The sequence below is a fragment of the Lonepinella sp. BR2474 genome (genome assembly GCF_051851555.1).
Lineage (GTDB): Bacteria > Pseudomonadota > Gammaproteobacteria > Enterobacterales > Pasteurellaceae > Lonepinella.
This window is the reverse complement of the sequence record NZ_JBPDVH010000008.1, coordinates 1-18,034: the sequence shown is the minus strand read 5'-3', so window position 1 is coordinate 18,034 and position 18,034 is coordinate 1. Positions and strand designations below refer to the sequence as shown.

Sequence of the window (18,034 nt, the reverse complement as noted above, 5' to 3'; positions counted from 1 at the left end):
AAGGGTGTAAATGAATGAAATTTACTGATATTTTTATTAAACGCCCGATTTTGGCGATTTCAATTAGTTTGCTGATCGTGATTCTCGGTTTGCAATCTATTGCGAAATTACCTGTGCGTGAATATCCTAAAATGACCACCACGGTGATCACGGTAAGCACCACTTACCCAGGGGCGGATGCTAATTTGATTCAGGCGTTCGTGACCTCCAAACTGGAAGAAGCCATTGCCCAAGCGGATAATATTGACTATTTATCTTCCATTAGTAGCCCGAGTTCATCTCAGATTACGGTGAAAATGAAGTTAAATACCGATTCAAGTGCGGCATTAGCAGACGTACTGGCGAAAGTGAACTCCGTACGTTCAGAATTACCAAGCGATATTGAGGACCCGTCTATTACCTCATCAACAGGGGGTTCGGGGTTAATGTATATTGGTTTTTTATCGGATAAGCTCGATTCAAGCCAAGTGACCGACTATCTTCAACGTGTGGTAAAACCGCAGTTGTTTACGGTGCAAGGGGTAGCGAAAGTCAATATTTACGGTGGGGCAGAATATGCCATGCGTATTTGGCTTGATCCACAAAAAATGGCCTCGCAAAATCTGTCTGCGCCGCAAGTCATGAGTGCGTTAGCGGCCAACAACGTACAAACTGCCGCAGGTAGCTCAAACGGTTACTACAATATTTACAAAAATAAAGTCGAAACCACCACCACCACCATTGAGCAATTAAGTAATTTAATTATTGATACAGACGGCACCGACCTTGTGCGTTTGCGTGATGTGGCGACCGTTGAATTAAATAAAGAAAGTGATGATACACGTTCTAGTGCCAATGGTCGTGAATCGGTGGTTATCGGGATTGAACCGACCTCGGACGCTAACCCATTAGACGTGGCGAATGATCTTTATCCTGTCTATGAGCAGATTAAAGCACAAATGCCGGATAGTATTACATCTAATATTCTTTATGACCGCACGGTTGCCATTAACAGCTCGATTAATGACGTAATCCATACTATTTTAGAAGCCGTGGTGATTGTATTAATCGTTATCTTAGCGTTTATCGGTTCATTCCGTGCCATTATTATTCCGATTATCACCATTCCAATTTCCATCATTGGGGTGCTGTTCTTAATGCAAGGTTTTGGTTTCTCCATTAACTTGATGACGTTGCTTGCCATGATTTTAGCCATCGGTTTGGTGGTGGACGACGCCATTGTGGTATTGGAAAACGTAGACCGTCATATTAAAGAGGGTGAAACCCCATTCCGTGCCGCCATTATCGGGACACGTGAAATTGCGACGCCGGTTATTTCCATGACCATTGCCTTAATTGCGGTGTATTCCCCAATGGCATTAATGGGCGGAATTACAGGGACGCTATTTAAAGAATTTGCCTTAACCCTTGCCGGTTCGGTATTTATTTCGGGTGTGGTGGCATTAACCCTATCACCAATGATGTCAGGTGCCATGCTAACCGATCAGCACAGCAGTTTTGAACAACGTGTTAATCGTACACTAAATAAAGTCACCGATATTTATGGTTATTTGCTACGCCTGATTATGGCGTCTCGTAAAGCGATTTTGTTATTCTCCGTGATCATTTTCGGCACGATTCCTGTCTTGTTAAATTCCCTTTCCAGCGAATTAACGCCGGCGGAAGATAAAGGGGCATTTATGAGCTTGGCGTTTGCACCGTCGAATATGAACGTGGATTATATTCAACAATCCGCCAAACAATATGAGCAAATTATCAATGAAACTGAGGAAAACCAATTCTCGTTGGTGATTTCAGGGGCACCGACGTCCAATAAAGCTATCATTATTACCACCTTGAAAGATTGGAAAGAGCGTACTCGTAAACAACCAGAAATCATGAATGAGTTAAATGCCAAAGCAAAAGCGATTCCAGAACTTTCTATTACCAACTTCTCCATGCCTGAAATTGACACAGGGGAACAAGGAGCGAGTGTTGGGATTGTGTTAATGACCCCACATGACAATAAAGAGTTGGCGACCGTTTCACAAGAATTTATGCAAAAAATGCGTGATTCGGGCTTATTCGTGTTTATGAATGTTGACTTAAAATACGACACCGCACAAATGACCATTACCGTGGACAAAGAAAAAGCGGGCGCCTATGGCGTGAGCATGTCAGCGATTTCTAATACCTTAGGCAGTTATTTATCCGCCGCCACCATTACGCGCGTGGATATTGACGGCCGTGCGTATAAAGTGATTTCACAAGTAAAACGTGATGATCGTTTATCACCAGAATCCTTTAATAACTACTATGTGTCTGCGTCAGACGGTACCAGTGTGCCATTAAGTAGCTTGCTTACTTTTAACCTTGAGCCACAACCGGTTTCTTTGGGTAAATTCAGCCAGTTAAATGCAGCCACCATTAGTGCGGTACCCGCACCAACCACCAAAGTGGGGGACGCTGTTGCATGGTTACAAAATGCTGCTAAAGACTTGCCAAAAGGTTATACCTATGACTTTAAAGGCGAATCTCGTCAGTTAGTGCAAGAAGGTAGCTCCCTTGGTGTGACCTTTGCCCTTGCGGTCGTCATCATCTTCTTAGTGTTAGCGATCCAGTTTGAAAGCTGGCGTGACGCCACGGTGATTTTGATCTCCGTGCCGTTAGCCTTAAGTGGCGCCTTGTTAGTGTTAAATATCCTCAGCCTATTAGGCGTCACAGGGGTCACACTCAACATTTACTCTGAAGTCGGTTTGATTACCTTGGTCGGCTTAATCACCAAACACGGTATCTTAATGTGTGAAGTGGCATTAGAAGAACAGCTACATCATGGCGCAAGTCGTATTGACGCAATTATGACCGCTGCCCGTCAGCGTTTACGTCCAATCTTAATGACGACAGCAGCGATGATTGCAGGTCTTGTGCCATTGCTTTATGCAAGTGGTGCCGGTGCGGTCATGCGTTTCAGTATGGGTATTGTGATCGTGGCAGGCCTTGCGATTGGTACATTGTTTACCTTATTCGTCTTGCCAGTGATTTACTCTTACATTGCGAGCGAACACAAACCATTACCAGAGTTTGATGAAAATGCGCCACGTGTGAGTGGTGGAAGTCATCACTAAAAATAACCTCAGAAAACACCGCACTTTGACGGTGTAAAAATAAAGGGTTTTGCCAATACCATGGCAAAACCCTTTTTAATGAGACAAATCTGCTAATTAGCTCAACCAGAACAAATAACCAAAGGTCGCAATCATGAACACGCAGACAAGATTCAAAATAATCCCCACACGGACCATTTCGCTTTGTTTCACTTCACCGGTACCAAACACAATAGCATTTGGCGGTGTGGCCACTGGCAACATAAAGGCACAAGAGGCACCAAGACCGATAATTAAGGCTAACCCAATCGGTGGCATGCCTAAGGCTTCTGCAATGGAAATAAAAATCGGCACTAACAAGGCGGCACTGGCGGTATTGGAGGTAAATTCGGTTAAGAAAATAATAAAGGCTGCCACCACTAAACCGATAATGTAGTAATGTCCGCCTTGAATAGCAAACACGATACCGTCCGCCATGATTTTACTCGCACCAGAATCTTTTAACACCGCACTCAACGTCAAACCACCGCCGAACAGCATTAATACACCCCATTCAGTATTGTCTTGAATTTGTTTCCAAGAGGCCACGTTGAAGATGACGATTAATACTGCTGCCAATAACGCCACCACGCTATCAAAGCTGGCAATTTTGCCCTCTAAGCCGAGCAAACCGGCTAACATTGGATTAATGGAACTACTGAATACCCAACAAAGTGCCACCGCCACAAAGATAATTAAGGTAATTACCCGATCTTTGGTCATGCTAATTTGCTCAAAAGTTTGAGAAAAACGCACGTTTAAATTCGGTTTAAACACGATATAAAGGGTACCAATCATTAATGGCATTAACACAATCATAATCGGTAAACCGTACCATAACCAATCCGCAAAGGTGAGATGTAATTGCGAGGCCACAATGGCATTCGGTGGACTACCCACTAAGGTACCCATCCCGCCGATACTGGCACTGTATGCGATCCCTAATAACACGAAAATATAGGTGCCATGTTCTCTTTCACGATCTAACTGACTTAATACGCCCATGGCGAGCGGTAACATCATGGCCGCTGTGGCGGTGTTGCTGATCCACATGGACAGGAAAGCGGTGACGCTAAACAGATAGAGCGTGGCGACAAATAAGCGTCCTCGTGCTAAGGCCATAATGCGGTTAGCAATTAAGCGATCCAGTTTCTGAATATGCAATGCAGTAGCTAAGGCAAACCCACCAAAGAACAAGAAAATAGTGGGGTCAGCAAAGGCCACTAAGGCATTTTTGGTGGTAACCAAGCCTAATCCGATAGCCAGAATAGGGATGATAATCGCCGTAATCGTCACATGCAATGCCTCGGTGAGCCATAAAATCGCCACAAACGCCAGCAAGGCAAGGCCTTTGTTCGCTTTTGGATCAAAGGGCAACACATTGAGTAACACAAAAAATAAAACAATATCTAACAGCAGAATAATCCCTTTCGGGTTTAGGCTGCTTTTTTTCTCAGGGGTGAACTCCATCATAATCTCCTTGTATTGAATCAATCAACAATATCACGTTAGCAACTTGTTAAAAAAAAGCAATACTTTTTTTATGGATTTGTGACGGCGATCATAAAATAAAAAAGTGCGGTTAAAAATTTTTCAAAATTTAACCGCACTTCATGACTATTTTGTGTGTTATTCGCTTTCTAGCTCATCTAAATCTAAAGGTTCTTGGGATAAGATAATACCGGTTAAATCCGCATACACATGATCTTCAGGGAAGAACGTCACGCCGGCAAAATTCACTGGCACATCACTTTCCCCTTGGCTATCTTCATCTGCACCCACTGGAATTGGGGCGAGAGCATGAATACCAATCTCAATATTTTCTAATTCTGCAAGTTGACGGATGGCACCATAAACGATAATGCCCTCCCAACGGTTATCTGCCGCTAATTGGGCCAATTCTGCGTCAATTAAGGCTCGACGCACCGCACCGCCACCATCAATGACAAGCACTCGACCGGCACCGTCCTCTTCTAAAATTTCTGCAATCAAGCCATTTTTCTCAAAACATTTCACCGTGGTGACTTTGCCGTAAAAATTTGTCACGCCACCAAAACTGGAAAAAATCGGATCCACCACATCCACTTGATCAAGATAAATATCACAGAGTAAAGACGTATCAATTTGCATAGCATTTTCCTTATATCAAAATTTTCGTTTAGTATATGCCCGATCTTATAAAATTAGCAAGCCTAAACTGAATAAAACCGTGCTAAGTAAAGCCAACATTGACATTTTGCCTAACATTGGACGCAGTGCCATCGGATCCTTTTGTTGGTAAACAAAGCGAGCATGTTTAGCTAACAACAAGGCAATCACCGCAATAATAATCAGCAATAATGGCTTATGCACAATCGCAAAAACAGCATAACAAAGCACCGCACTGGCTAATAATAGACAGTGATAAATCCGTCCATTTTCAGGGCCAATACGCACAATTAAGGTGTTTTTGCCTGCTTTGCGATCTTGTTCAATATCACGTAAATTATTGATATTTAACACCGCAGTAGAGAGAAAACCACAGGCGGCGGCCGGTAAGAATATCGACCAATCTAGGCTATGAGCTTGCAAATAGTAAGTGCCGCACACGGCTAATAAACCAAAAAACAGGAACACCGAAATATCGCCTAAGCCTAAATATCCATAGGGTTTTTTGCCCACCGTGTAGGTAATGGCGGCTAAAATGGCTAAGATGCCGAGAATTGCAAAGGCAATTAAATCTTGCGTCGTTTCATAGGCAATCGCAATTAAACTGGCACCAGAAACAAAACTGGCAATACAAACCGCAATCAAGCCATTGCGTAATTGGGTGGCAGTCATTTGACCTTGCTGAATGCCACGCAACGGCCCGATACGTTCTGCGGTATCGGAGCCTTTTTGATAATCGCCATAATCGTTAGCAAAATTGGAGACGATTTGTAACAAGGTCGCCGTGAGCAAACAAAGTAACGTGACTGACCAACTCAAGGTGCCATGCCATTTTGCTAAGGCGGAACCGGTTAAAATAATTGCCACCGCTAAAGGTAAGGTTTTAGGCCGAATGGTATCGAACCAAGTTTTTATTGTCGCCATGAATGTAAAAATTCCAAAAAAATACACCGCACTTTGGGCGGTTATCGGGTAAGATAAGGGCATGTATTTTAGCATAGATTACACAAGATGTTGAACTTAAAACCGGTGGCGGTGATCCACACGCCCTATCAAGAAAAATTTGCCGTACCACGTCAACCTAACTTGGTGCAAGATGGCACCGGCGTGGTGGAATTATTGCCACCTTATAATGTGCCTGAAACCGTCAGGGGACTGGAACAATTTAGCCATTTATGGTTGATTTTCCAATTTGATCAAATTCCGCAAGGTAAATGGCAACCCACCGTCCGACCGCCACGCTTAGGGGGCAATCAACGAGTAGGCGTATTTGCCTCACGCTCTACCCACCGCCCAAATCCGTTAGGCTTATCGAAAGTGGAACTGCGTAAAATTGAATGTTCACAAGGCAAAGTGTTGTTACATCTTGGTGCGGTGGATCTGGTCAATGGCACGCCAATTTTTGATATCAAACCTTATATTGCTTATGCCGATAGCGAATCTCAGGCGATTTCGGGTTTTGCACAACAGAAACCGTCCGCCTTATTACAGGTAAAATTCAGCCCAAACGCTCAAACTGCGGTGCAAAAAATCGAAACATTTCAACCGCACTTTGGGCGATTTATTACCGAAGTGTTGCAACAAGATCCTCGTCCTGCTTATCAGCAAGGGCAAGTTTCGGATCGGATTTATGGCGTGCATTTAATTAATTATAATGTGAAATTTCAAATAAAAGAAAAAGAGAGCGTGGAAGTGGTGGAAATTGAAAATGTGACAAAAAAGCCTGTCAACTGACAGGCTCCATTTGAAAAATTAAAGGGTGACATCTAACTTATTATAGGATCTTACCGCTTTGTCCAACGCTTTTTCCACGCTTTCATCACGTGCTAAAATTACCCCTAAACGGCGGTGTCCGTTCACTTCACCTTTGCCGAAAATACGTAAATCGGTGTTTGGTTCGCTTAAGACTTCCGCTAGATTGCCAAATTGCACTTGATTGGACTTGCCCTCTACCACAATGGCTTTTGAGGCAGACGGACTGATCAAGTTGATTTGCGGAATCGGCAAGCCGAGAATTGCCCGAGCATGTAACGCAAACTCTGAAAGTTCTTGTGAAATTAACGTCACCATGCCGGTGTCGTGTGGGCGTGGCGACACTTCGTTGAAAATCACCTCATCCCCACAGACAAACATTTCCACCCCGAAAATGCCCCGTCCGCCTAAGGCACCGGTAATTTTTTCCGCAATGGTTTGGGCTTTTTGTAACGCAATATCTGACATGGCTTGCGGTTGCCAACTTTCACGGTAGTCGCCATCTTCTTGGCGGTGTCCGATTGGGGCTAAGAATGATGTACCGCCAATATGGCGAACGGTGAGCAAGGTGATTTCATAATCAAATTTCACAAAACCCTCGACAATCACACGCCCAGCCCCTGCTCGTCCGCCTTGTTGAGCGTAATCCCAAGCCAGTTTGACATCATCAAAGGATTTCACTACCGATTGACCGTGACCGGATGAGGACATAATCGGTTTGACCACGCAAGGCACGCCGATTTTTTGCACCGCACTTTCAAAGTCCTCAAGGTTATCCACAAATTGATAAGGCGAGGTAGGCAAGCCCAATTCTTCCGAGGCCAAACGGCGAATGCCCTCACGGTTCATGGTGAGTTTGGTGGCTTTGGCGGTGGGGATTACATTAAAGCCTTGTTGCTCCAATTCTACTAGCGTATCGGTGGCAATGGCCTCCACTTCGGGAACAATATAATCTGGCTGTTCTTTTTCCACCAGTTCACGCAAGGCGTTGCCGTCTAACATAGAAATGGTGTAAGCACGGTGAGCCACTTGTTGTGCAGGGGCGTTTTCATAGCGATCTACGGCGATCACTTCCACGCCAAGTCGCATTAATTCAATCACCACTTCTTTGCCAAGCTCGCCTGAACCCAACATCATGACTTTGGTCGCTGTTGTCGTTAAAGGGGTACCGAGAGTTGTCATCTTGTTTTTTCCTTATGCTTGTGGATAAAGCAGTTTCTCGTCTAACATTAAATCTTCATTTTTATTAATGCCAATGCCTTTATCAATCACATGTTGCACCGCTTTGTGAGCGTCCGCTAAGGAATGTTCTTTGAATGAACCGCATTGATATTCGTTGATTTCAGGAATGGTGTTTTGATCTTTGACCGCTAACGCATCGTGCATGGCTTTTAACCAAGCGTCCGCCACACGTTGCTCGTCAGGTGTACCGATTAACGACATATAAAAACCGGTGCGACAGCCCATAGGCGAAATATCAATAATTTCCACGTTATCGCTATTTAAATGATCACGCATAAAGCCAGCGAATAAATGCTCAAGAGTGTGGATCCCACGTGGGGAAATAATTTCTTTGTTCGGTTGGCAAAAACGCAGGTCGAACACGGTGATAATATCGCCTTTTGGCGTGGTCATGGTTTTGGCAATGCGTACCGCAGGGGCGTGCATAATGGTGTGATCGACTTTGAAACTATCAAGTAATGGCATATTTTTTCCTTTTTTTAAAAAAAGTTTGAACTTTATGGGATTGTGCAAGTCTTATGTTACAAGCAACTTGCAGTTGTATAATAAAAAAATTGGTTCCTTAGGTTATATTTGCCCCTCTTTGTGAGGGGCTTTTTTTGGATTATGGAAAATCTTTATTGTTTTTTATAGACGCTACTATTGTTCAAAATTTCGTAAGTATCATCTTTAAATATTCCCCATAATTTTTGTCCATTAATATAAAATTTGTCATTTTCAATGCGACCAGTATCATTTACATCTACAAAAGTATTTTTGTAATTCATTTTATATTCATTTCCACCTAAATTGGTAAATGTGACTACTGTATCATTTTTTTTATAAATACCACTATAATCTTTACTTTCAGCTTTGCATGTAACGGATACTAAAGCCACAGCACTTGCAATAAATAAATTTTTTAATTTCATTTTATTTTTCCCTTTGTGATATTTAAAGATTGTTTATATTCTACACATTTACGTCCAAAAAGTATAACCGATCACGATACTCAATAAAAATAAATAGCGTAAGCCTTTGCCGATCAGCATACATAGCAGGCTTTGCCAGAGATTTAAGCGTAACCAACCGGCCACGGCACAGAGTAAATCGCCCAAAACAGGCACCCAACTTAACAGCAATAATAGCGAGCCATAACGAGAAAAGTTGGCTAAAATCCACCGCACTTTGCTTTGTTGAGCGAGCGTTATTTCGGGAAAAGGAAACCAACGCCCGATCCAATAAGTGGTTAAGCTCCCTAGCGTGTTGCCCAAGGTGGCTGCTGCCAGTAATTGAACAATCGGCAAACTAAAATACTGCTCGGCGACAATCTGTATTTTGGCACTGAGAGCGAGAAAAACGATTTCTGAATTGCCGGGTAGCACCGTGGCACTTAGAAACGCACTGAAAAACATCAAATACAGACTATGTTCGCCTAACAGTGCGGTGAAAAAATCAACCATTTTGGGTTTATTTGGCGTTGATAATTTGATTAATTCGCACATCAAATACGTCCATTCCGCCGGCTAATCCGGCTTGCACGCCGAGATCCGCATCTTCAAACACCAAACAGCGAGTGGGATCGACATTGAGTAATTCAGCACAACGTAAAAAGGTTTCTGGGTGCGGTTTATGGTGGGTGACTTGATCCGCATTTACAATGACATCAAAATAATCCTGTAACTGGAATTTTTGTGATAATAAATCTACCATAATTCCATGGGATCCTGTTCCTAACGCCAAGGGTTTCTTACCTTGATAGGCTTTCACAATATCAAAAGTAGGGAGCAAAGCGGCTTTTTGTTTGATAATTTCAAAGCCGATTTCCCGTTTTAATCGTACCATCTCGGCAAAATACTGTTCAGGAATTTGATGACGTTTCATGGTTTCACGAGCAATGGTTGACACTGTCGCTCCGCCGAGTTCATACATAATTTCGCCAGTAATTGGGTAACCTAAGATTTCGCCTACTTTTTGCCAAGCAAGCGCATGGCTCGGCATGGTGTCAATGATGGTGCCGTCCATGTCGAAGATGAGGGCGGTGTAATGTTGGAGTGTGTTTTGATCGAGCATGTTTGTTTCCTGTTGGGGATCTTTTGGGGTATTTTGCTATAAAATGGGGGAGATGTAATTATTTTTTTGTATTTTTATTGTAAATTTTAGTTTTTTTAAGAACGGGTTTCGCCATGTTCTTTACTTTTCTTTGCTTGTGGTAAGAACGGATTTCGCCGTTGGCGACTTACTTTTTCTTTGCTCGTGCAAAGCAAAAGTAAGCAAAAAGAAAGCACGCCCCAACTTTGCCTTGTTTCCTGAAAATGATTAAATTTGCTTAACGGAAAAGTTGTCAACTCGCTTCGCTCAAACAGCACAACTTTTCCTACAAATTTAATCATTTTCAGGCGGCAAACATGGGGCCCCATTGGTGATGAAATAAAGTGCGGTGGAAAAATTGAGAATACCTTAAGCATAGTAATGCTACTCCGTAGCTTAAAAAAATATCTATTTTTTTAACCGCACTTTTATTTACGCTCGATCAAAAATTGGGGCCCCGTCTGAACCGCCTGAGCGTTTTGGTATTTTTAGCTAAATTTTGCATGTTTGAGCGCAGCGAGTTCAAAATTTAGCGTTAAGAAAATACCAAATAAGCTCAGAAAAGCGGTGAAGTCGGGGTGTGTTTTTCTTTGCCTACTTTCTTTTGCACAAGCAAAAGAAAGTACGGTCGCCCATCGGGCGAAACCCGATCTCAATATAAACAAAGAATGAAATAAAAAGAAAAGCAAGATGGCGCACCCGAAAGGATTCGAACCTTTGACCGCTCGGTTCGTAGCCGAGTACTCTATCCAGCTGAGCTACGGGTGCGTGTTGAATTTCTGCGTATTTTAATCAATCTTCTGCGTGACTGCGTTTCGCTGTGCTAATGCACCGTCTTCAACTTGTCACTTGAACCTTGATTAAACTACTTGAAATTTGAGTTTTATTTTAATCTAAACCAATTCCACCTAGAGTAAAAATGAAATGGCGCACCCGAAAGGATTCGAACCTTTGACCGCTCGGTTCGTAGCCGAGTACTCTATCCAGCTGAGCTACGGGTGCAGATTATCATAAAATTAACTTGTCAAAACCAGAAAAATGGCGGTGAAAGAGGGATTCGAACCCTCGATGGAGCTTTTAACCCCATACTCCCTTAGCAGGGGAGCGCCTTCAGCCTGCTCGGCCATCTCACCGCAACTGGTTTGTGGGCGATATGATACGGTTTTCTGCCAACAAGTCAAACGCTTTTTGTTAAAAATTGTCTGTTTGTTTAAATCCTCTACAATTTAATTCGATTTCTTTTGTGCATTGGCGAGCATTGCACGTAAGTTGGCGATATTGGTTTCTGCTTTTTGTTGTTTTTGCTGTTCCGTTAATGGCGGTTTATCCCGTTCCCATTGCACGTCATCTGCGGGCAGTTCAAGCAGAAAACGACTGGGTTCGGGTTTGATTAATTCGCCATATTGACGGCGTTCTTTGCATAGCGTAAAGCGCAATGTTTGTTGCGCTCGGGTAATGCCCACATAGGCTAAACGGCGTTCTTCGTCAATATTATCTTCATCAACGCTGGTTTGATGGGGCAATAATCCCTCCTCCATGCCAATTAAAAACACATGCGGAAATTCAAGGCCTTTTGAGGCGTGTAAGGTCATTAATTGCACTTGATCGCTGCTGTCGTCATCTTCCGCACGATCTAACATATCCCGCAGGGTTAAATTGGTGACCACCTGATTTAAACTCATGGGTTCATTGACCTCGTCGCCTTTTAACATGGTGCCGATCCAATCAAACAGGGTGGCGACGTTTTTGCTTTGCATTTCGGCAGCTTTCGGGCTGTTGGCGGTTTCGTATAAATATTCTTCATATTGAATTTGCGCCAACATCCGTTTCACCGCACGTTCAGGTTCCGCACGTAATAATTCGTCATTCAGTTCGACAATCCAACGGCCAAAGCCTTGCAACGCATTGTAGGCTCGAGGCGTGATGCGGTGAATCAGTTCAAATTCAAAAATCGTTGCAAATAAACTAATATGCTTTTCATGGGCGAGTAAGCCCAGTTTTTCTAAGGTTGCCGTGCCAATTTCACGTTTGGGTGTATTCACGATCCGCAAAAAAGCAGCGTCATCATCTTGATTCACCAATAAACGCAAATAAGCCATCATGTCTTTAATTTCTGCTCGGCTAAAGAATGAGGTGCCGCCTGAAATTCTGTAAGGAATGCGGTTTTGCATCAGCACTTTTTCTAACAAGCGAGATTGGTGATTGCCCCGATATAAAATGGCATAATCTTTGTATTTGGTATGGCGAGTAAAACGGTGGGCGATCAATTCAGCGACCACACGCTCGGCCTCGTGTTCTTCATTTTTGGCCTCAATCACTTCTAATTTGTCGCCTTGCCCGAGATTAGAAAACAGTTTTTTATCAAATACATGGTCATTATTATCAATTAAAATATTGGCGCAATGTAAAATGCGTTGAGTGGAACGGTAATTTTGTTCTAACTTAATCACATTCAGTTTGGGAAAGTCATCACGTAACCGCATCATATTTTGTGGTCTGGCACCTCGCCATGAATAAATTGACTGATCGTCATCCCCCACCACGGTAAAATTGGCTCGGCTACCGACCAATAATTTAATCAGTTCATATTGGCTGGTGTTGGTGTCTTGATATTCATCCACCAATAAATAACGAATTTTATTCTGCCATTTTGACCGCACTTCTTCATTTTGTCGGAACAGCAAGGTAGGCAACATAATCAGATCGTCAAAATCAAGGGCGTTATAGGCCCGAATTTGTTTAGCGTAGCGGTCGTAACATTGGGCAAAAAGTTGATATTTTTGATCCCGAGCCAAAGCAAGCGCCGTCTCTGGCATGATTAAATCATTTTTCCAGTTGGAAATCGCAGATACCAGTTGACGTAATAATTCTTTATCTTGTTGCAGTTCATCTGCGGTGAGTTCTTTTAATAAGGCCATTTGATCATGTTCATCAAACAGCGTCATATTGGCTTTAAAACCCAGTTGCTGATATTCCTGTTTAATAATGGTAAAACCCAAGGTGTGAAAAGTCGAAATGGTTAAGCCTTTGGTTTTCTCTTTGCCGATAGAATGCGCAACCCGTTCTTTCATTTCTCGTGCGGCTTTGTTGGTAAAGGTTACCGCCGCAATGTGTTTGGGCAAATGGCCACATTGCTCAATTAAATAGGCAATTTTGTTAATAATCACCCTTGTTTTACCGGAACCCGCCCCCGCTAACACTAAGCAAGGGCCACGGCTAAATTCGACGGCTTGTTGTTGTTGTGGATTTAGTTTCATGCTTATTCTTGTGACCAAACATAGGGTAATAATGCCGTATCTAACAGAAAAGAAAGCGGCAAGTCTAAAATCGGCAAGCCCCATTTTTGGGCTTGTTTCCAATCAAATTTTGTGCCGTCATAGGCTTGATATTTTTCCGTGGGATCGACTAATTGCACAATCGTCCCACAGCCTGTCAGGCTCGCCGTGGAGAAAAGTGCGGTTAAAATAAATAAAGTTTTTTTCACGTGAGGTTATTTTTTAAGTTAAATCTGGCGTCTATTATACGCTAATTTTGTGATATTTCTGCTTTAGAAATAGACTTTCCATAGTGTACATATTAGAATTGTTGCCAATTTGTGAATTTTTTATTTTTAGGAACGTTAATTTATGAAAAACATTGTCATTGTCGGCGGAGGCGCAGGCGGATTAGAGCTAGCGACTTTCTTGGGACATAAACTCGGTAAAAAGCAAAAAGCCAATGTGGTTTTAGTTGACCGCAATCAAACCCATCTATGGAAACCCTTATTACACGAAGTGGCCACGGGCGTATTAGATTCTGAAACGGACGCCGTGAGTTTCCGTGCCCATGCGTTTAACCATCATTTTCATTTTGAGCAAGGCGCCATTGCACGTATTGATCGTGCCAATAAATATATTGAATTAGCGCCAGTTTATGGCGCCGAGGGGGATGTGATTGTGGTGGCACGTCGTATTCCTTACGATTATTTAGTGTTGTCGATTGGCAGTAAATCGAACGATTTCCATACCAAAGGCGTGGCGGAAAACTGTATTTTCCTTGATTCGCCAAATCAAGCCTTACGTTTCCAACACAAAATGTTAGAACTTTTCTTAAAATTCTCCGAAAACAATGCCTTATCTGAAATTGGTGAAGATGAAAGCAAACAAACTTTAGTGCAAGAAGATAAAGTCAATATTGCGATTGTGGGTGGCGGCGCCACGGGTGTAGAGCTTTCCGCAGAATTATTTAATGCGGCCAAACATTTATCTTCTTATGGTTACGGTAAAATTCGTAGCGATTGCTTGCAAGTCACCTTGATTGAGGCGGGCAGTCGCTTATTGCCTGCCTTGCCTGAACGTATTTCCGATTCAGTGCGCATGGAATTAGCCGATTTAGGCGTGAATGTCAGAACCGATACCATGATTACCGAAGCCACGCCAAACAGCTTGCTGACCAAAGACGGGGGCGAAATTAAAGCCGATTTAATGGTGTGGGCAGCGGGCGTGCGAGTGTCTACTGTGACGCAACAATTTGACGGTTTAGAAGTGAACCGCATTAATCAATTATGCGTGAAAGATACCTTACAAACGACCTTGGACGATAGCGTGTTCGCCATTGGCGACTGCGCTTTCTTATTACAAAAAGACGGCACCCCTGTGCCACCACGAGGGCAAGCGGCCACTCAAATGGCCACGGTTTGTGGGCAAAATATTGTGGCGTTATTTGAGGGTAAAACCACGCTGAAAGCCTTTGAATTCCGTGATAAAGGATCGCTAGTTTCGTTGTCAAAATTCACCGCACTTGGGAACATTACCACGGGCAAAAAAAGCTCGTTAACGGTGGAGGGAAACTTGGCTCGTTTAGCTTATATTTCTCTTTATCGTTTGCACCAACAACGTTTGCACGGTTGTTTTAAAGTGGGCTTAATTATTTTGATTGGACGTTTAAATCGCTTTATTCGTCCGTCGTTGAAATTGTATTAATGCCGTGAGAAAGCTAAATCATTTTGGTGATTTAGCTTTTTTCTATGCCTTTTTTATCCAATATTGATAGGGGAGGTTTTCGGTTTCCGAATGTAATAATTGGTGATCCATAAATTGACAGAAACTGGGGATATCTCGGGTGGTGGCGGGATCGTCGGCAATTACCAATAATACCTCGCCTGTTGCCATATGGCGAATTTGTTTACGCACCAACATCACGGGTTCTGGGCAGCGTAAGCCTTGCGTATCAAGGGTATAATCTAGGGTGATGTCATTCATTATAATCATTTTTCATTGCGTTCATGTTTCGTATATAATAGCCTGAAGTTTGGCATGGGTCAAAATTTAAGGGGCGCCAGTTTTGCCCGCAACATGATAGAATAGGATCACTGTGAAGATGATTTATCGTTTTACCGAACAAGAGTAGCTATATTGTGCATATTTTATCCATTATTCGAATAGTTGGCATTTTGATAATGTGTTTCTCATTATCCATGTTTGTCCCTGCGTTCGTGGCCTTAATTTACGGTGACGGTGGCGGTAAGGCGTTTATTGAAACCTTTGTGTTTAGCCTGTTGTTAGGCGCATTATTATGGCGATCCTGTTATCAGCATAAAGAAGAATTACGTTCCCGAGAGGGGTTTTTGATTGTCGTAATGTTCTGGTTTTTGTTGTGTGGCCTGTCAGTGATTCCCTTTTTGTTTTTTGATGAACTGAACATTGACTTTGCTCAAGCCATTTTTGAAGCCATTTCAGCGGTAACCACCACAGGGGCAACGGCCATTTCTGGCTTAGATGAGTTGCCTAAATCCATTTTATTTTATCGCCAATTTTTGCAATGGATTGGCGGGATCGGGTTGATCGTATTGGTGGTAGCCGTGACGCCGTTGTTAGGCATCGGGGGCGGTCAGTTATACCGTGCGGAATCGGCAAGTCCACTGAAAGATCAGAAAACTTTGCCACGTATTGGCGAAATGGCCAAGTTACTTTGGATGATTTATGGGGGCTTAACCCTGTTATGTACCTTAACCTATTGGCTTGCGGGCATGACATTCTTTGATGCGATTTGCCATAGTTTCTCGACGGTGTCTAACGGCGGATTATCTACCCATGACGCCAATTTGGGCTATTTCCAAAACTCCACGATTTACTTATTGTCTGCGTTTTTCATGCTCTTTACCGGCTGTAACTTCGGTTTGCATGTGCGTGCATTGATGAACCGAAAATATCAATCCATGTGGCGAACCTATTTTAGTGATCCAGAATTTCGTTTCTTCTGTTTGGTGCAATGTGCGTTAATTGCCATGATGACCATTGGGTTGTATGTTTCCTATCAAGGCATCTCCTTTTTTGACGCTTTCTCACAGGGTTCAGCCCAGATGTCATCTATGTCTATGACAGCAGGATTTACCTTGTTTAATTTAAATGAACTGCCAACCTTTTTGTCCATGTTACTTGTTTTTGCCGCCATTCTCGGTGGTTGTGCGGGGTCCACATCAGGCGGGTTGAAAATGATCCGAGTGTTGGTTATCTGGTTACAGCTTAAACGTGAAATTAAATTTTTAGTGCACCCGAATTTGGTGGTGCCAATTAAATTAGGCGGTACGTTATTATCTTCCCGAGTGATCGAGGGCATTTGGGCGTTTCTGATTGCCTTTTTTTTAACCTATTGGGTTTGTGTTTTTGGGGTGATTTTATGTGGTATGGATCCCCTTGACGCATTGGTGGCGATCTTCTCCACCTTAACTAACGTGGGGCCGGGATTGGGTTCCGCCAGTGTGGGATTTGCCGAGGCCTCCAACAGTGCGAAATATGTATTATCTTTTGCTATGATTGCCGGGCGACTTGAGATTTTCTCCTTATTAATTTTATTTAGTCCCTCTTTTTGGAAAACCTAATGAAAACCTTGATTTTGTATTCAAGCCATGATGGGCAAACCCGAAAAATTGCTGAATTTATTGCCTCTCGTTTATCTGGTGAAGTGGAAGTGCGGTCAATTTTGGATCAGTTTTCCTTGGATGTGGATCGTATTATTATTGGTGCCTCAATACGTTATGGCTATTTTAATCAGCAAGTCTATAAATTTATCGAAAAAAACACTGCACTTTTGAATGCAAAACCTAGCGCTTTTTTTGGGGTAAATTTAACGGCTAGAAAAGCGGATAAAAATACACCAGAAACCAATGTTTACGTCCGTAAGTTTTTAGCCCGAATCCCTTGGACGCCCACCCTTTCCGCTGTTTTTGCCGGTGCGTTACTTTATCCAAGGTATCATTGGTTTGATCGCATGATGATCCGATTTATCATGAAAATAACCGGTGGCGAAACCGATACTACAAAAGAAATTGAGTATACGGATTGGAAGCGAGTACAGGCTTTCTCCAACGAATTTGAGGCGTTGAAGTAATCACCAGTTATTGCCTGTTTTTCTGGCATTTTATTGTGGATTGATTAATAAAAATGCAATTAAAATTTTTTTGATAAAAAGATCTTGCAGCGCAGAAAAATATCCCTATAATGCACCTCCGCACCGCAAAGTTGGAAAGTCAAGATAAAGCAAATCATTCATTTGCTTGATAAGATCGAAAAAAGTAAAAAAGATCGCTTGACACAAATGAAATAAATTTATATCATTTCAAACCTTGCATAAATGCAATCGTTCTTTAACAATTTATCAGACAATCTGTGTGGGCACTTGTTGATTGACTTGTTTTAAAAAATTAAATAAAACTTGAAGTC

General features: G+C 42.6%; 17 protein-coding genes and 3 tRNA genes. 5 read left to right on the top strand and 15 right to left on the bottom strand.

Going from position 1 to position 18,034, the window contains the following annotated elements; genetic code table 11:
* Nucleotides 1–14: 14 nt before the first annotated feature.
* A complete protein-coding gene (gene acrB, locus ACTG7Q_RS09245; RefSeq protein WP_439243112.1) occupies nucleotides 15–3,104 on the top strand; it encodes a multidrug efflux RND transporter permease subunit AcrB in 3,090 nt (1,029 codons plus the stop codon).
* Between the two features lie 96 nt (nucleotides 3,105–3,200).
* Here the strand turns inward: acrB and ACTG7Q_RS09240 are convergent, their stop codons facing one another.
* The 3 genes from ACTG7Q_RS09240 to ACTG7Q_RS09230 form a co-directional block, all read right to left on the bottom strand.
* Complete coding sequence (locus ACTG7Q_RS09240; protein ID WP_439243288.1) at nucleotides 3,201–4,592, bottom strand: DASS family sodium-coupled anion symporter; 1,392 nt, start codon at nucleotides 4,590–4,592, stop codon at nucleotides 3,201–3,203.
* 159 nt (nucleotides 4,593–4,751) lie between these two features.
* Nucleotides 4,752–5,252, bottom strand: coding sequence for a ribonuclease E activity regulator RraA (gene rraA / locus ACTG7Q_RS09235; protein ID WP_439243110.1), 501 nt, complete (start codon nucleotides 5,250–5,252; stop codon nucleotides 4,752–4,754).
* Between the two features lie 45 nt (nucleotides 5,253–5,297).
* Nucleotides 5,298–6,194: a 1,4-dihydroxy-2-naphthoate polyprenyltransferase gene (locus ACTG7Q_RS09230; RefSeq protein WP_439243108.1), complete on the bottom strand. Its 897-nt coding sequence runs from the start codon at nucleotides 6,192–6,194 to the stop codon at nucleotides 5,298–5,300.
* An 87-nt stretch (nucleotides 6,195–6,281) separates the two neighbouring features.
* Between ACTG7Q_RS09230 and tsaA the strand changes: the two genes are divergently transcribed.
* The gene (gene tsaA / locus ACTG7Q_RS09225) at nucleotides 6,282–7,004 is read left to right on the top strand and encodes a tRNA (N6-threonylcarbamoyladenosine(37)-N6)-methyltransferase TrmO (protein WP_439243106.1); all 723 of its coding nucleotides are present in this window, start codon (nucleotides 6,282–6,284) and stop codon (nucleotides 7,002–7,004) included.
* 18 nt (nucleotides 7,005–7,022) lie between these two features.
* Here tsaA and purT read toward each other — a convergent pair whose 3' ends face one another.
* From purT to ACTG7Q_RS09170, 11 genes are all read right to left on the bottom strand, one after another.
* A complete protein-coding gene (gene purT / locus ACTG7Q_RS09220) occupies nucleotides 7,023–8,204 on the bottom strand; it encodes a formate-dependent phosphoribosylglycinamide formyltransferase (protein WP_439243104.1) in 1,182 nt (393 codons plus the stop codon).
* 12 nt (nucleotides 8,205–8,216) lie between these two features.
* Nucleotides 8,217–8,729 (bottom strand): S-ribosylhomocysteine lyase, encoded by a 513-nt coding sequence (gene luxS / locus ACTG7Q_RS09215; RefSeq protein WP_439243102.1) that lies wholly within the window; start codon nucleotides 8,727–8,729, stop codon nucleotides 8,217–8,219.
* 152 nt (nucleotides 8,730–8,881) lie between these two features.
* Complete coding sequence (locus ACTG7Q_RS09210; RefSeq protein ID WP_439243100.1) at nucleotides 8,882–9,175, bottom strand: hypothetical protein; 294 nt, start codon at nucleotides 9,173–9,175, stop codon at nucleotides 8,882–8,884.
* A gap of 48 nt (nucleotides 9,176–9,223) precedes the next feature.
* Entirely contained in the window at nucleotides 9,224–9,706 is a 483-nt protein-coding gene (locus ACTG7Q_RS09205; protein WP_439243098.1) for a YqaA family protein, read from the bottom strand.
* 7 nt (nucleotides 9,707–9,713) lie between these two features.
* A complete protein-coding gene (locus ACTG7Q_RS09200) occupies nucleotides 9,714–10,316 on the bottom strand; it encodes a beta-phosphoglucomutase family hydrolase (protein ID WP_439243096.1) in 603 nt (200 codons plus the stop codon).
* A gap of 95 nt (nucleotides 10,317–10,411) precedes the next feature.
* Nucleotides 10,412–10,612: a hypothetical protein gene (locus ACTG7Q_RS09195; RefSeq protein ID WP_439243094.1), complete on the bottom strand. Its 201-nt coding sequence runs from the start codon at nucleotides 10,610–10,612 to the stop codon at nucleotides 10,412–10,414.
* A 413-nt stretch (nucleotides 10,613–11,025) separates the two neighbouring features.
* Nucleotides 11,026–11,102 (bottom strand) — tRNA-Arg (locus tag ACTG7Q_RS09190).
* A 157-nt stretch (nucleotides 11,103–11,259) separates the two neighbouring features.
* Nucleotides 11,260–11,336: transfer RNA gene (locus ACTG7Q_RS09185), tRNA-Arg, on the bottom strand.
* 37 nt (nucleotides 11,337–11,373) lie between these two features.
* Nucleotides 11,374–11,467 (bottom strand) — tRNA-Ser (locus ACTG7Q_RS09180).
* 93 nt (nucleotides 11,468–11,560) lie between these two features.
* The gene (rep, locus tag ACTG7Q_RS09175) at nucleotides 11,561–13,591 is read right to left on the bottom strand and encodes a DNA helicase Rep (RefSeq protein ID WP_439243092.1); all 2,031 of its coding nucleotides are present in this window, start codon (nucleotides 13,589–13,591) and stop codon (nucleotides 11,561–11,563) included.
* Nucleotides 13,592–13,593: 2 nt separating this feature from the next.
* Nucleotides 13,594–13,818: a YceK/YidQ family lipoprotein gene (locus ACTG7Q_RS09170; RefSeq protein WP_439243090.1), complete on the bottom strand. Its 225-nt coding sequence runs from the start codon at nucleotides 13,816–13,818 to the stop codon at nucleotides 13,594–13,596.
* A 142-nt stretch (nucleotides 13,819–13,960) separates the two neighbouring features.
* Here ACTG7Q_RS09170 and ACTG7Q_RS09165 point away from each other — a divergent pair, with 142 nt between their 5' ends.
* Nucleotides 13,961–15,295: an NAD(P)/FAD-dependent oxidoreductase gene (locus ACTG7Q_RS09165; RefSeq protein ID WP_439243088.1), complete on the top strand. Its 1,335-nt coding sequence runs from the start codon at nucleotides 13,961–13,963 to the stop codon at nucleotides 15,293–15,295.
* A 42-nt stretch (nucleotides 15,296–15,337) separates the two neighbouring features.
* Here the strand turns inward: ACTG7Q_RS09165 and tusA are convergent, their stop codons facing one another.
* Nucleotides 15,338–15,574 carry a sulfurtransferase TusA gene (gene tusA, locus ACTG7Q_RS09160; protein ID WP_439243086.1) on the bottom strand — a complete coding sequence of 79 codons (237 nt, stop codon included), beginning with the start codon at nucleotides 15,572–15,574 and terminating at the stop codon, nucleotides 15,338–15,340.
* Nucleotides 15,575–15,729: 155 nt separating this feature from the next.
* Between tusA and ACTG7Q_RS09155 the strand changes: the two genes are divergently transcribed.
* Nucleotides 15,730–17,193 carry a TrkH family potassium uptake protein gene (locus ACTG7Q_RS09155; RefSeq protein WP_439243084.1) on the top strand — a complete coding sequence of 488 codons (1,464 nt, stop codon included), beginning with the start codon at nucleotides 15,730–15,732 and terminating at the stop codon, nucleotides 17,191–17,193.
* A complete protein-coding gene (gene hemG / locus ACTG7Q_RS09150) occupies nucleotides 17,193–17,702 on the top strand; it encodes a menaquinone-dependent protoporphyrinogen IX dehydrogenase (RefSeq protein WP_439243082.1) in 510 nt (169 codons plus the stop codon). The genes ACTG7Q_RS09155 and hemG overlap by 1 nt, the downstream gene beginning before the upstream one ends.
* Nucleotides 17,703–18,034 lie beyond the last annotated feature (332 nt).